At 32.6% G+C, this 15,366-nt stretch carries 10 protein-coding genes and 1 pseudogene; 3 read left to right on the top strand and 8 right to left on the bottom strand.

What is annotated here, in order from left to right:
- Window positions 1–5 precede the first annotated feature (5 nt).
- The 7 genes from FEF17_RS12525 to aroC all read right to left on the bottom strand — a co-directional run bounded on the left by FEF17_RS12525 (window position 6) and on the right by aroC (window position 7,628).
- The gene (locus tag FEF17_RS12525) at window positions 6–776 is read right to left on the bottom strand and encodes a DUF481 domain-containing protein (RefSeq protein WP_139002760.1); all 771 of its coding nucleotides are present in this window, start codon (window positions 774–776) and stop codon (window positions 6–8) included.
- A 274-nt stretch (window positions 777–1,050) separates the two neighbouring features.
- Window positions 1,051–2,211 (bottom strand): peptidase MATCAP family protein, encoded by a 1,161-nt coding sequence (locus tag FEF17_RS12530; protein WP_139002761.1) that lies wholly within the window; start codon window positions 2,209–2,211, stop codon window positions 1,051–1,053.
- Between the two features lie 5 nt (window positions 2,212–2,216).
- Window positions 2,217–3,047 carry an N-formylglutamate amidohydrolase gene (locus FEF17_RS12535; RefSeq protein WP_139002762.1) on the bottom strand — a complete coding sequence of 277 codons (831 nt, stop codon included), beginning with the start codon at window positions 3,045–3,047 and terminating at the stop codon, window positions 2,217–2,219.
- 3 nt (window positions 3,048–3,050) lie between these two features.
- The gene (locus FEF17_RS12540) at window positions 3,051–3,863 is read right to left on the bottom strand and encodes a sulfurtransferase (protein ID WP_139002763.1); all 813 of its coding nucleotides are present in this window, start codon (window positions 3,861–3,863) and stop codon (window positions 3,051–3,053) included.
- 31 nt (window positions 3,864–3,894) lie between these two features.
- On the bottom strand, window positions 3,895–4,932 hold the full coding sequence (gshB, locus tag FEF17_RS12545) for a glutathione synthase (protein WP_139002764.1): 1,038 nt from the start codon (window positions 4,930–4,932) through the stop codon (window positions 3,895–3,897).
- Window positions 4,933–5,031: 99 nt separating this feature from the next.
- Window positions 5,032–6,357, bottom strand: a complete 1,326-nt coding sequence (locus FEF17_RS12550) for a dicarboxylate/amino acid:cation symporter (protein WP_139002765.1) — start codon at window positions 6,355–6,357, stop codon at window positions 5,032–5,034.
- Between the two features lie 209 nt (window positions 6,358–6,566).
- The gene (gene aroC / locus FEF17_RS12555; protein ID WP_139002766.1) at window positions 6,567–7,628 is read right to left on the bottom strand and encodes a chorismate synthase; all 1,062 of its coding nucleotides are present in this window, start codon (window positions 7,626–7,628) and stop codon (window positions 6,567–6,569) included.
- Between the two features lie 189 nt (window positions 7,629–7,817).
- Here aroC and FEF17_RS12560 point away from each other — a divergent pair.
- A pseudogene (locus FEF17_RS12560) lies at window positions 7,818–8,656 on the top strand (UDP-2,3-diacylglucosamine diphosphatase).
- Window positions 8,657–8,672: 16 nt separating this feature from the next.
- Here the strand turns inward: FEF17_RS12560 and FEF17_RS12565 are convergent.
- The gene (locus FEF17_RS12565; RefSeq protein WP_139002767.1) at window positions 8,673–11,600 is read right to left on the bottom strand and encodes an FAD-binding and (Fe-S)-binding domain-containing protein; all 2,928 of its coding nucleotides are present in this window, start codon (window positions 11,598–11,600) and stop codon (window positions 8,673–8,675) included.
- A gap of 144 nt (window positions 11,601–11,744) precedes the next feature.
- Here FEF17_RS12565 and FEF17_RS12570 point away from each other — a divergent pair, with 144 nt between their 5' ends.
- Window positions 11,745–12,239: a hypothetical protein gene (locus tag FEF17_RS12570; RefSeq protein WP_139002768.1), complete on the top strand. Its 495-nt coding sequence runs from the start codon at window positions 11,745–11,747 to the stop codon at window positions 12,237–12,239.
- A 115-nt stretch (window positions 12,240–12,354) separates the two neighbouring features.
- A complete protein-coding gene (locus FEF17_RS12575) occupies window positions 12,355–15,231 on the top strand; it encodes an ATP-binding protein (protein WP_139002769.1) in 2,877 nt (958 codons plus the stop codon).
- The last annotated feature ends 135 nt before the right edge of the window (window positions 15,232–15,366 follow it).

Consider the following 15,366-nt stretch of genomic DNA (forward strand, 5'->3'; position numbering starts at 1 on the left):
TATATTTAAGATTTAGATTTATAACTCTTTAAAGTAAAGCCAAAAGTTAAAAAAGTATCTTCTTGTTCCTGTCCTTCAATTACAATACTCTCGAAAGTATGCAGGTAGTTTATTTTAAAGTTAAGGTATTTCCAAACAGGGAATTCCAATCCTAAATCGGTTTGCCAACGGTAGTTATTTCCCTCTTCAAGTGAAGGTTGTATAAAATTTTCATGCGTTAATATCATCTTGTTTTTAAATAAATAATATTTACCATTCACCCATAGTGTTGCTCGCATGGTATTTATATGTCTATTGCCATTATATTCTACTTTATTGAAGTTGGTTTCGTTAAATGCGGTTTGCTCGTATTCGCTTGTTAGTGCTAACTTAAGCCAGTCATCTTTCTTTGAATATGCTTGATAGGTAATACCTAAGCCAAATAGCGAGCGTAAATCTATTTCCCTTCTAAAATTGGTGCTTACAAAACCCAAAACAAGTGGATATAACTTTCTATCTGGGTTTAAATACAAAAAGTTTAAACTTAATATATCCTCATCTGCTTTTTCTTTCCCAAATTCTTGGTACACATAAGAATTTCTGGTTTTAAATACCCAATTCTTCCATGGCTTGAAACCAATTTCAGATTTTGTTCTAAAAATAATGGTTTCAACATTACCATCTTGCCAAAATCCAGTTATAGAAAGGTTTGCCTTAAAATTAAGGGAATCGCTTTCATTTATTTGTGCAGAAAGCATTAATGGAAAAACAAGAATTACAAATAATAATTTCTTCATATTGCAATCTTTTAAAGATTAAAATGATTTGCAAATATAAGTATGCAGTATCTTTTTTAAAACATGACAGTCAAGAATACTGAGAATAAATTAATTATTTAAAGTTTAGAGGATTTGTATGCTAAAAGGAAATAAAAGAAATATTGCTAAGTTTAATTTAAATTACAAAAAGATAGTATTTATTTTGGTTACTCATATTTTGATAAGGCATATAATCAGACACAAAACCGAGTTTCAATAGTTTACCGAAAATCTAATCCAAGAAATATTGATCTTATTTTAAACTCCGTAAAATAAAATCTACTTTTTTATTAGTGTTTTTATTTTCAGTATAAGAATCTGTGATGTGCTTGGAAGGGACTGCATATCCTTTTTCAATTAAGGATTGAATTTCATTTGCATATTCTAAAGATACTTTTCCTGTAAGCAACAAACTCAAATCCTTACCAGATTGGTAATAATCATAGACTTTTTTAAGTCCAGTTAAATACAAGTAATCCTTTGTAAATCCTCCACCCCGGTGGGCACGAAGCGTAATGTAGAATGCTGTTTCTCGATCTAAATCGTATTGATTATGTAACAACCTAAAAGTCCTTGAGAATGGATAGCCTTTAGCTAAGGTGTCTACCGCTATAACACGATATGCCAACTCCTTAAGACGCGTAATCGTGAGGTTGTTACTCATATACTCTGAAAATACTGCTAAACCTTCCTGAGTTTCTTCATTATTAGGAAAACCGTGAGAAAATATTTTTAAGGGATGTAATAATCCATTCATTGTAGTAACCATATGAACCCCAATTTCATGATTTGTTAATACAGCTATCTCATTATCGGAATAGGTGTGGTTTGTGTTTAAAACCAAAGTTTTAATATTGTTCAGAACCATGGCTATAGCCGATATCTTATCGGAATAATCAATTCGGTAATCAAAATCGTATGCTTCAGAAAAAGTTCTAAAAAAGACCTCAGCATCTTTTGCACTGTATTTTGGTTGAAATGAAGTAACCTCTCTATTATCATCTTCAAAATGCAAAATAAACTTTGCGTTCTCAACATCATTTTCGGTTGGTGTACCAAAACAATGCAAGCAGTTGTAATAAAACTTTTTACCGTTACCAATGGTTTCAATACATTGAATCAATCCAGAATAAGCATAAATAATATCTTCGTACAAGTTTCTTATTTCTTCATCCTCAATTGACTCTAAAGATTGTGTGAATAATTGTCTGTGTAATTTAAACTTATCAAAATTTATAGTAGGATATTTAAAAACCGGATCGGTTAAATATTTCGATGAAAAAAAACGTGCTTTTTCTTCTTCAATATTTATAGGGTTAACATAACTGAGTAATTCAATTTGCTTAACTAGTTTATCTATATTTTTATCAATCTCTAATAGTGCTTTAGAGGCCACATTACCATCAATCTTCATAAAACCTAATTTTTAAATCTGTTATATACAGCCTGGGCATGCTCTGGAATTCGAATTTTTAATTCCTTTTCAATCGTATTAACCACTTCAGGGTATATAACCTGCTCATTTTCATCACAATATACTTTCGCTATTTCGGTAGCCAAAACTAAGGTATTTTTAAAGTTTTTAGTAATATATTTTAAGAAATATCCATTGCCATGGAAGGTGTCATTTATTAATGATGTGGACTTAATATCATTTGGAAAATTAATTTCTGAAAGGCTTTGTCGCCAATCTTCAATAACTTCTCCAAAACGAGCGTTATCCACATTTGAAGTGCCTAAATTCCAGGTAGGCACTTCCCTATCCCACCGTTTCCAATTATAACTATGCATATCGTAAACCGTACAAAACCCAAATTTGGACTCTAGTGTTTCTATTAAAGCATGAACCACCTTATAAAAATTAGCGTGCTTTTGAAGGCTTTTAGCCTTCATAGTTTCTGAAAGTGGTTCTCTCCATAATTGCTTACCCCAAGCCGTTACAAAAACCGCATCTACTGGTCCACGGTTTAAATCGTATTCGAAACGCGAATCACAACCAGCAATAACAATTGGATGCATTTTAACCATATTTTTTGTTTCGGGGTCTTCTTCATACCAGCGTTCGTATTCTGAATGAATACAATTCTTCCAAAGTTCTTTTCTAAATTGATGCCCATCGTGAACTGCACCACAAGCATAGGGAACATACTCATCAATTTTTATGGTAAATGAATAATCTGAGGATACCGCCTCAAAGATTTCTTCATTCTTAATTTTAGTAATAATATCTTTTAATGCTAGCTTTTGCATAGTCTATTCTTTTACTAAAGTACCCCACTCTGTCCAACTGCCATCATAAACCGAAATATTTTTATAACCTGAAACATCAGCTCCTAAAGCTAGAACACACGCCGTAAGACCAGAACCGCATGAAAAAATAATATCGTCTGAGGTATTGGCAACCATATAAAATGCTTTGGCTAAATCTTTCTTAGATTTTAAAATACCATTCTCTAACAAATCTGTATACGGTAGATTGAGTGAATTTGGAATCGTTCCCATTCTTAAACCTGCTCTAGGTTCAGGTTCTGTTTTGTTGAATCTTCCAGAAGAACGAGCATCTACAATGACATGCGTATTATTTTTTGAAGCATGCTCGAGATCTTTAAAGAACTTCATATAACCAGATTGAAGATTTGCAACAAAATTACCACCTTTACCTTCGTAAAGATTCATGTTTTCAGTTGTATATCCAACTTTTAACCAAGCAGGAAATCCACCATTTAAAACAGCAATATTATTAAACCCGAACGCTTTGAACATCCACCACACTCTTGCGCTCGAATAAATCCCCTTATCATCATAAACCACAATAGCACTATCTTGATTAATTCCTAAAGCTCTTGCTTCAGACTGAAATTGTTCTACGGAAGGAAATGCACTAGGAAATGCATTTGATTTATCACTAAACTTACCTTTAATATCAAAAAAACGCGTATTTAGAATTTGTTGATGTGTTGCGTCGTAAACCTTATTGATAGTGCCATCCAGAATAATTAAATTGTCGGCTTCTAGATGTTCATTAAGCCAGTTAACTGAAACAATGGGCTCTTTTAATTCTAGCATTTTCTTTTTTGATTGGGATATTCAAATAACTTTAAGCGTCCTGAACTGTTTTACGCAACCTCGTGCGTCTATCAAATGCTTGAAGCTTATCAATGACTTTCATCTCAAGGAAATCAATAACTTTTTCTTCTATCTTAGTTTTGAGCTTATATACTTTGTTTATGTAGGTGATGCCTCCTGGAGACATGACATTTACCTCAACTAACTTCCCTCCAATCACATCGATACCCACAAAATAAAGGCCATCGTTTACTAACTTTGGACCAATCTGCTTGCAAAGAGCTTTCTCTGTCTTGGTTAAGGTATGTTTCTGGACGCTTCCTCCAGCTGATACATTAGAACGATGATCATCACTTCCAGGAACGCGTTTCATTGCACCAACGGGTTCTCCATTTAAAATCAGAATGCGCACATCACCTTGATCGGCGCCTTCAATATAGTCCTGTAAAATCACATAGCTTGATGTACCATCACTGTTGGTAATATAAAAGTCTAATAATGAATTGATATTACTCATGGCAGATTTCTCAATAAGAATAACACCAGAACCTCCAAAGCCATTTAAGGGCTTCAATATCATTTTATCCGATTTCGATTCTTTTATTTGTTTTATCAAATATCGCTTACTTTTTGAAACATGAGTAGCTGGAATTATATTGCTATGGGCATCGCCAAATGCGGCAGTATATAGTTTATTATTGGCCTCTCGCATACCTTCTAAGGAATTCATTATAAATACATCGTCTTTAACCGAATCTAAAAAATTAAGCATAATAGGATCCAATGGTGGATTTGCTCTAAAGAAAATAACGTCGAAGCCAGCAAGTGGAAGCATTTCTTCACGTAAATCTGCCTTTTTATAAAATGATCTTAAGGATGCTGGAGTTTTTTCCATTCTATTTATCACGGTACAATTAGCAGTAGTAACACTATTTCTAATAGTTAAACTTGCCGGTGTACACATAGCCACTCCATGATTACGCTTAACGCATTCCTTAATTAATGCTAAACTGGTATCATTTTCTGGATCTATTTCTTCCCAAGGATACATGATAAAACATACATTCATTTTATAAATATTTTTATTTTAATCGTAATTATAACAATCTGCAAGCTAAACTTCAAATAAATGGCTCACACAAATCTATTAAAAATTTGGTATTCTTTTTTATTTAACTTTGTCGTAATGATCGTCCCATTCTTTAGGTTGTGGGTCATGCAATTTATCTAATGATTTGGCAACAATCATAGAAACTGTGGCATCACCTGTTACGTTAACAACGGTTCTACACATATCTAAAGGTCTATCAACTGCAAAAATAAGTGCCAAACCTATAGGTAATAATTCTGCTGGAAAACCTATGGATTCCAAAACAATTACTAACATAACCATACCAGCACTAGGTACAGCCGCGCTACCAATAGAAGCCAGTAAAGCGGTTAAGACAATTACTAATTGATTGGTAAAAGTTAAACCTTCAGGCCAAATAACTTGCATAATGAAAACAGCCGCAATACCTTGATATAAACTAGTACCATCCATATTTACAGTTGCTCCAACTGGCAAAACAAATCCAGATACTTCTTTATCTACACCCAGATGCTCTTCTACTCGTTCCATGGTTACGGGTAAGGTTGCGGCACTACTACTGGTTGAGAATGCCAATAGCTGTGCGGGACTTATCTCTTTTAAAAACCACATTGGTGATTTCTTAGTATAAACACTTAAGAGTAGCATATAAAAAGTAATCATTAATAATAATCCCCCTACTACACAAAAAGCATAGTAAAGTAGTTTTATTAATATTTCCGTATCATCAAATGCGATAATAACATTTGCCAAAAGAGCAAAAACAGCGTAAGGGGCAAATAACATTATTAAATCTACCATTTTCATTACGACCTCATTTAAAGAATCGAAGAAATTAACAAGTGGTTTTGCCTTTTTTTCTCCAATGAGTAATAAACAAATTCCAACAAAAAGTGCAAAGAAAATAACTTGCAGCATAGAAGCCTCTGCAAAAGATTTAAAAATATTACTCGGAAAAATATCAACCAATGCTTGCAATGGTCCAGCATCTTTTTGAGCAGATGCCTTCATTAACTTATCCGTTACACCAGCATCATTTTCATATTTAAGCTTAATCTTTTCAATAGTCTCTTGAGGCATTCCATTTCCTGGTTTAAACGTATTTACGATGCTTAAGCCTATAACAATGGCAACTAAAGTTGTACCGATATAAATACCTATAGTACGAAGACCCATTGATTTAATTTTTGATATGTCCTTCAAGTCTGAAATTCCTTTTATTAATGAAGCTAATATTAATGGAACAGCGATAAGCTTAAGAAGATTAATAAAAATCGTACCAAACGGCGCAATCCAATCTGTTACAAAGGTTTTACCTCCATCGATTGTGTTCATAATAAACCCAAAAATAATTCCGAGAATCATTCCAATAATAATCTTCCAGTGTAGTGCTAGTTTTTTCATATAGTATATATATCTGGAGAACAAGATAAGTAATTTTGATGTTTTTAATAATCTCTTTTTGTAGTTAGATATTATCTAGTGTCATCTATTTATCGAAAAAATAATTGCTTGCCTTATTAATAGCGTTAAGTTTCAAAAGGAATACTAACAAACATAAAACTAGACCTTAAACGGCATTACTTGGAATTGGTTAACTAACCAATTCAATTTTAAGAATATAGTTTATTCATTAAATAGAAGTCGGCAATAACTAACGCTGCCATAGCTTCAACAATAGGAACTGCACGAGGAACTACACATGGGTCGTGACGCCCTTTACCTTGCATCTCGACCGTGTTTCCATTTTTATCAATGGTTTCGTATTTCTGAATAAGTGTTGCAACAGGCTTAAATGCCACATTAAAATAAATATCCATACCATTGCTTATACCGCCTTGAATACCACCAGAGTAATTGCTTTTAGTGGTACCGTCATTATTAAATGCATCGTTATGATCACTGCCATACATGGTACTCCCGTGAAAACCACTGCCGTATTCGAAACCTTTTACAGCATTAATAGAAAGCATTGCTTTACCTAATTCGGCATGTAGTTTATCGAAAACAGGCTCGCCTAGTCCTACTGGTACGTTCTTAATAACGCAACTCACTATTCCTCCAACAGTATCACCTTTGCCACGAACTTCCTTAATGTATTTTTCCATATCGGCTGCCATCTCTTGGTCTGGGCAACGTACAATATTAGATTCAATTTTAGTAAGATCTAAATCGTTATAAGATTTATCAAGTTTCATAGTTCCTACACCAGAAACATAAGCTATTATCTCAACATCTTTTATTACTTGTTTTGCTATTGCTCCAGCAACCACGCGACAAGCAGTTTCACGAGCAGAACTGCGTCCTCCACCACGATAATCTCTTACACCATATTTTTTATCGTAAGTATAGTCTGCATGACTTGGTCTGTAACTGTCTTTAATATGTGAGTAATCGTGAGATTTTTGATTAGTATTTTCAATAACAAATCCTATTGAAGTGCCAGTAGTAATACCTTCAAAAATACCAGAATAAAATTTTACGGTATCCGGTTCTTTACGTTGAGTTACAATTGCAGACTGACCCGGTTTGCGTCTATTTAATTCATCTTGTATCGCCTCTAAATCTAATTTAACTCCCGAAGGACAACCGTCAATAACACCTCCCAAAGCAGGACCATGAGATTCACCATACGTCGTCAAATGAAATAGTTTTCCGAAGGAATTACCAGCCATAATATCAATTTTTGGCTAAAATAAAGCTATTCCAATAAATAAGGAAATGAAATTAATAGATAACAACATCTATATTACAAATACACATAACAATTATTTAACAATACGCTGATATATTGATAATTATGGGATAATAATCAAATAATACTAGAAGTAGTTATTTGTACTTTATAAAATACATTTTTTAAGTTGAAAATAAAGCGCAAAATTGAAATAGCCGTAATATCAGATGTCCACCTTGGCACCTATGGTTGTCATGCCAAACATCTATTAACTTATCTCAATAGCATTAGTCCTAAAAAGCTCATACTCAATGGAGATATTATCGATATTTGGTAATTTAGCAAACGTTATTTGCCTAAATCTCAATTAAAAGTTATCAAAAAAATAATGTCTATGGCTGCCAATGATGTCGAAGTAATTTACATTACTGGTAACCATGATGAGATGTTGAGAAAATTCAGTGATACAACAATTGGAAACATTTCTATTGTTGATAAGCTGTACTAGAATTAAACGGAAAAAAAGCTTGGTTTTTTCGCGGTGATATATTCGATATTTCTATCCAGAATGCCAAATGGCTAGCCAAACTTGGAGGCTACGGATATGACTTACTTACACTATTAAATAGACTTGTTAATTGGTATTTTGAAAAACGTAGAAAAGAACGTTATTCAATCTCTAAACGCGTGAAAAATGGTGCTAAAGGTGCCATGAAATACATTAATAATTTTGAAAAGGTAATTACCGATCTTGCTATAGAAAATGGGTACGATTATGTTATTTGCGGACATATTCACCAACCTAAAATACAGGTGTATGAAAATAAGCATGGTAAAACAACTTATTTAAATTCTGGTGATTGGGTTGAAAACTTTACCGCCTTAGAGTATCAATTTAATCGATGGAAAATCTATAATTTTAATCAAGACAAACTTACTCCTTTTGTAGTTGATGATGATGCTGAAGAAGATTTTAAGCATAGTAACGACCTCATCTCTGCCATTACCATATTAAACAAGGAATAAACTACTATAAACGTTATTAAACTAAAGCTTCTTTTAAAATAGTAATTGGATGCTTTGCAATTCTTTGGGTACCATCCTTTATTTGATGTCTACAACTAGTCCCGTTGGCTGAAATTATTGTTTGGTGTGAAGCTTTGCGAATTGCAGGAAACAAGGTCGTCTCTCCTATTTTCATACTTACGTCGTAATGCGCTTTCTCGTAACCAAAACTTCCCGCCATACCACAACAACCACTCGGGATAATAGTGACATTATAGTTTTTTGGTAAATTCAACACAGCAAAGCTGGACAATTGATTGCTCATAGCCTTTTGATGACAATGCCCATGAAACTTAATGGTTCTAGATTCTGAAATAAAATTGTCGCTAGTAATATTTCCGAGTTCTATTTCTTGTTGAATGAATTCTTCAATTAAGAAAGTGTTTTTTGAGATAGTTTCAGCTGAAACTTTATCATCTGCTAATTTTAAAGATTCATCTTTAAATGTTAAAATAGCTGAAGGCTCAATACCGATTAACGGTGTTTCTTCTGAAATCAAATCCTTGACAGTTTCAATATTAGTATTGGCTAAATCTTTAGCTTCTTCTAAAAAGCCTTTCGAAATAAATGAACGACCACTTTCTAAATTATATATTGGAATAACTTTATAATTCAAAGCTTCTAATAGAACCATGGCATCTATAGCAATTTCCGATTCTAGGTAGTTTATAAACTCATCCACAAAAAGATAAATTGTTTTTATTGGGCTTTGCTGATAATCTATTCCATCAATCCAACCAGTAAAATTATCCCAGCTCGTAAAAGATTTTGATATTGTAGGTAAACTCCGTTCTGGATGAATTCCTAGAGTTTTCTTTATTATTCCACCAGTGAGACTATTCTGAAATAACGCATTATAAAACTTTGGAACTCGTGAAGCAATTTTATTGTACTTTGTAGACTTAGCAAAGAATTTATCTTTAAACTTAAATCCATTTGTCTTTTGATATTGATATTGAAACTCCGCTTTTAAACTTGCGACATCAACACTACTGGGGCATTCACTAGCACACGCTTTGCAACTCAGGCACAAATCGAAAACATCTTTGAGTTCTTTATAATCAAATCTATTTACCTTATCTGAGTTTGTTAAAAACTCACGGAGCGCATTAGCTCTTGCACGTGTTGTATCCTTTTCATTTTTAGTGGCTCGGTAACTTGGGCACATGGTTCCACCAAACTCAGGTAACTTTCTACAATCTCCAGAACCATTGCACTTTTCAGCTTCTCGCAAAATACCCTGAGATTTTGAAAAATCTAAAATAGTTTTTATTTCAGGCTCCTCTCGATTAGTTTCATATCGTAGTGACTTATCCATAGGAAGCGCATTTACAATTTTTCCAGGATTGAAAATATTATGCGAATCAAAAGCTTGTTTTATACGCTTTAAAATTTGATAATTTTCATCTCCAATCATATTAGATATAAATTCTGAACGTACAATACCGTCGCCATGCTCCCCGCTCATAGACCCATTATACTTCTTAACTAATTTAGAAACATCGGTCGTTATCATTCTAAACAAACCAACATCTTCACCTTTCTTCAAATCTAAAATAGGGCGTAAATGAATTTCGCCAGCGCCGGCATGAGCATAGTATATAGCCTCTTGGTCATAGCTTCTCATTAAAGCCGTAAATTCTGAAATATAATTTGCTAAATCAGGCAGTGCGACTGCCGTATCTTCAATACAGGCAACACCTTTTTTATCTCCAACAATATTTCCTAACAACCCTAAACCTGCACTTCTTAAATCTAACGCTTTATTAATCTCATTTCCTTCTAATACTGGGAAAGCATAACTTAAGTTAGCGGTCTTAATGTCTTCTATGAGCTTTTCAGACAAAACATTGACCTCATCTACTGTATCTGCCTTTACCTCACAAATGAGAATAGCCTTTGGGTCACCAACTATAAATTGTCTATTCTCTTGTTGCGTTTTATTATGTTTTGTGCAATCTAATATGGTTTTATCCATCATTTCACAGGTGTACAAATTATGCTTCATAACAACTTGAACAGCACTCATACAAAGTTCTATACTATCAAAATGAGCGGCTACCATAATAGATTCTAAAGGTGGTAACTTGTCCAATTTTAAAGTCAACTGCGTTGTAAATGCTAATGTGCCTTCACTTCCTGATAATAGTTTACACATATTAAAAGGTTCTTCACTATCAGAAAAAATCGCAGATTTAATTAATTCGTCAATGGCATAACCTGTATTCCTTCTATGTATCTCGATCTTTGGGAAATGTGCATGAATTCTTTTTTGAACCGTTTCCGATTCTAATTCAGTATAAATTGTTTTATAAATGTTTCCTTCCAATGAATCTTCATTCATCTTGCATTTAAACATTTCTGAATTAACATCACCAAACACTACCTCTGTCCCATCACTTAAAAGAGTTTTTAATTCCAAAACCTTATCTCTTGTAACACCATATTGGATGGAAGTTGTCCCAGATGAATTATTTCCTACCATACCACCAATCATACATCGGTTAGACGTTGAAGTATTAGGGCTAAAAAACAAGCCATAAGGCTTTAAATAATTATTCAGGGCATCTCTTACTACTCCAGGCTGTACAGTAACAGTTTTCTTTTCTTCATCAAGAGAAATAATTTTGGTAAAGTGTTTTGAAACATCAACCACAATACCAGTTCCTACACATTGCCCTGCTAATGAAGTACCAGCCGTACGTGGTATTAAGGATGTTTTATGGTTTTTAGCAAACTGAATTAGTTGCTTTAAGTCATCCTCGTTTTTTGGGTAAGCTACTGCCAAAGGCAACATTTTATATACAGAAGCGTCAGTTGCATATATAGCTTTTACCAAATCGTCATATAGTAATTCTCCAACTAGTTTTTTACTTAAAGACTGTAAATGTGATGATAAGCTCATTTAATTTTAAAATGTTGATAAATGTAAAAAGAAGTTAAATATAAATACATTTTTGGCGTTATTTTTGTAAATATAATCTGAATTATAAAAAGTGACGTATTTATAAAAAAGTGTCTCAATTAAAACAAACAAAAATTTAACTTTATGAAAAAATTATTTTTTTTAACAGTAGCATTAATTGGATTTTCATTTGCTTCTAACGCTCAAGCCATTGCAGATAATGCTTTAGGTTTAAGGTTAGGAGACAGCGACGGTTTTGGGGCCGAAATATCATACCAGCGTGCCTTAGGAGATAACAACCGTTTAGAAATTGATTTAGGATGGCGCGATGGAAATAATTATGATGGTTTTAAAATAGCTGGATTATACCAATGGGTTTTCCCTTTAGACCAAGGTTTTAACTGGTATGTAGGTGCTGGTGGTGGATTAGGATCTTTTGATGTAAATGTTCCTATCCCAGGTGGTGGAAATTTTAGTGACAACGAAACCTTTTTCTTCGCAGCCGGTGATATAGGTATTGAATACGATTTTGATATTCCATTACTTATCTCATTAGATTTTAGACCTGAAATTGGATTCGGAGATTTTAATGACGATTTAGATTTTGATATCGCTTTAGGACTTAGATATCAGTTCTAGTTAGTCTAGAAAATAAGTTTATATATAAAAGCGTCTTAATTGACGCTTTTTTTATACCTTAAAATCTATTTAACAATTTGATTTTGAAAGAAAAAAATGATATTTTAGATATAGAATGAAATTGTACTTTACATTTATACTCGTTCTATTATTCCTTTTTAAAGCATCTGCACAAAAAGAAAAAGAAACTCTTTATAGTACATGGAATAATTTAAATCTAAATGATTCAATTAGATTTAATTCTATGATTGATTTGGTTCAAAAGTATTATCTATTTACTAAAATAGACAGTGCTCTTGTTTTAAGTAAACAAATGCTTAATTCAGCTCAAAAGAAGAAGAATCTTCAATTTGAAATTGAAGCCAGCACATTAATTGGTAAAATTTATTTTGAGCTTAAAGAATTTGAAACTGGAGAAAAAATCTATACTAAAGGATTAGAATTAGCAAAAAAAAACAAAGACAGATTCCTTTATGCCGAAAAACTATTTGATTTAGGGTATCTGTATTCAAAATACGAAGATTACACCAATTCTTTTAAAATATTACAAAAATCCGAAAAGCTTTACAAAGAACTAGGTGATCCTTTAAATGAAGGCTGGAGTATTGTGCATCAAGGTTTTATTTACAGGGATTTGGGCGACTATAAGGAGGCTGAAAAATATCATTTGAAACATTTAGAATTAAGCGAAAAACATAAAATAAAAAAAAGTATCTCGGCAGCCAATGGTAATTTAGGAGAGATTTATCATAAATTGGGAAATCTTCCAAAATCAATAGAATACTGGAAAAGAGCCATTCGCTTATCAAAAGAAATTGGCCTTGAAGAATACGCAAATGTTGGAACTGGCAAACTTGTTGAAATATACATCATCGAGAAACAATTTTCAGAAGCAACTAAATATTTAAATGAATACATCGCAGTTACCGAAAAATATCCTATTCCTAAATACGAAAGAGATTTTTTAATGAAAATCCATTTGTGGAAATGTCAAATAGATTATGGGTTTAAAAATTATACAAAAGCTTTAAAAGAATGTGAAGAATGCCTAAACATCAATATGGTCAATAATTGGAAACTTGAATCTGGTCTTTTTAAAAGTCTTTATGAAGTCAATAAAAAACTAAATCGTCCAGCAATAGCTCTCGATTATTTTGAAAAATATCAAATAGCCAATGACGACGAGAAAGTAGATAAAGCTAGAACAGAAATTCAATCCATTGTTTTTAATAATCAAATAATTGCTGATAGTATATCTCAAGCTCAAGAAAAGGAATTATTAAATCTGACTTACGAAGAAGGCTTGCGTAAAAAAAATCGTGAAAAGAATCTATTTTTAACTATAGGGCTATTAGTACTTTTATCTGCAATAGCATATTTTGTGATTTCTCGGAGAATGGCTGCTTCAGAAAGAAAAAGACTTCAAGAGATTAACCAATTGAAAAATGCGCTATTCACTAATATTACACATGAATTTAGAACACCACTTACCGTAATAAAAGGTATAACAAGTACCATTAAATCAAATATAAAAAACAATCAACATGATGATCTTAAAAATTCATTAGAGATCATTGATCGTAATAGTGATGGCCTATTACATTTAATTAATGAAATGCTAGATCTTGCCAAAATTGAAAGTGGTAACATGGAATTGAATTCAGTTCAAACTGATATAATTCCTTTTACCAAATATCTAACTCAAAGCTTTCAATCGCTTGCTGAAGAAAAAGGAATTAAGTTTTCTATTCATTGTGATCTTGAGCATATTAAAATGGATATAGATGTAAATAAATTTATGGCTATTATTACCAATTTATTATCTAATGCCATAAAGTTCACTTCAGAAAATGGTGAAGTAAAAGTAAATATTAAAAAGGTTGAGATTCATAAAACTAATTTTGTTGAAATAAAAGTTATAGATACAGGTTTAGGAATCTCTAAAGAAGAACAATTACATATTTTCGATAAGTTCTATCAAGTAGATAACTCGTCATCCAAACTTCAAAAAGGCACTGGCATTGGATTAGCTCTAGTTAAGGATTTTGTAGAATTGATGAATGGTACCATAGATGTAGAAAGCAGACTAGGAAAAAGCAGTGTTTTCTGTATTACTATTCCAATTACAAATAATGCCAATTCAGCTGATGGTTCTGAACTCGCTTCAAAGACAACATTTTTCCAAGCTAATACAGAACAATTGGTGTCGGAAAATAATCAATCTATAAATAACTCTGATTCGAGTTTACCACTTGTACTTATTGTTGAAGACAATATAGATGTTGCTCATTATATAAAAACTTGTTTAACTGAAAAATATGGTATTCTTCATGCACCTAATGGTGCCATTGGTATAGATATGGCTTTAGAAAAAATTCCAGACATTATTATTTGTGATGTGATGATGCCCATTAAAGATGGTTTTGAAGTTTGTGAACGCTTAAAATCAAACGAATTAACAGATCACATTCCTATCATCATGCTCACCGCAAAAGCCACTTTTGAAGATAGACTTACAGGACTTGCTCATGGTGCAGATGCCTATCTAACAAAACCCTTTGAAAAAGAAGAATTATTAACGCGCATCGACCAGTTAACTCTTCTACGCAAGAAAATGTTGAGCAAATTTGAGAAAGTTGGCATCGAGAGTCTGCTAAACAAGAATATCAAAAATTCTGAAACAAAATTTCTTGACAAGATTATTACAGTAATCCATAATAATATTGTTCAGACAGATTTTGGTCCTGTAGAATTAGCAAAAAAATCACATTTTAGTGAATCACAATTGTATCGAAAGTTAAAAGCCACTAGCGGAAAATCTACATCTATGTTTATTCGATCTATTCGACTCCAAAAAGGGAAAAAATTAATTCAAACTACCAACAAAACAATTTCTGAAGTTGCTTACGAAGTAGGATTTAACGACCCTTCCTATTTTAGCCGTGTTTTTAAGGAGGAATTTGGCTCTGCTCCTAGTGCTATTTCCAAGTAATACTGCGTAATACCACCATTTTTTTTATTTCAAGTTTTCACCATAATAACGTTACGCAACTTTCGTAATATTACAGAATTAGTCCTAGTTTTTGAAGAAATAGTCCATGATGTTAATCAAGTTTCATAATAGCTT

Source organism: Hyunsoonleella aestuarii, from assembly GCF_006148925.1.
Lineage (GTDB): Bacteria > Bacteroidota > Bacteroidia > Flavobacteriales > Flavobacteriaceae > Algibacter_D > Algibacter_D aestuarii.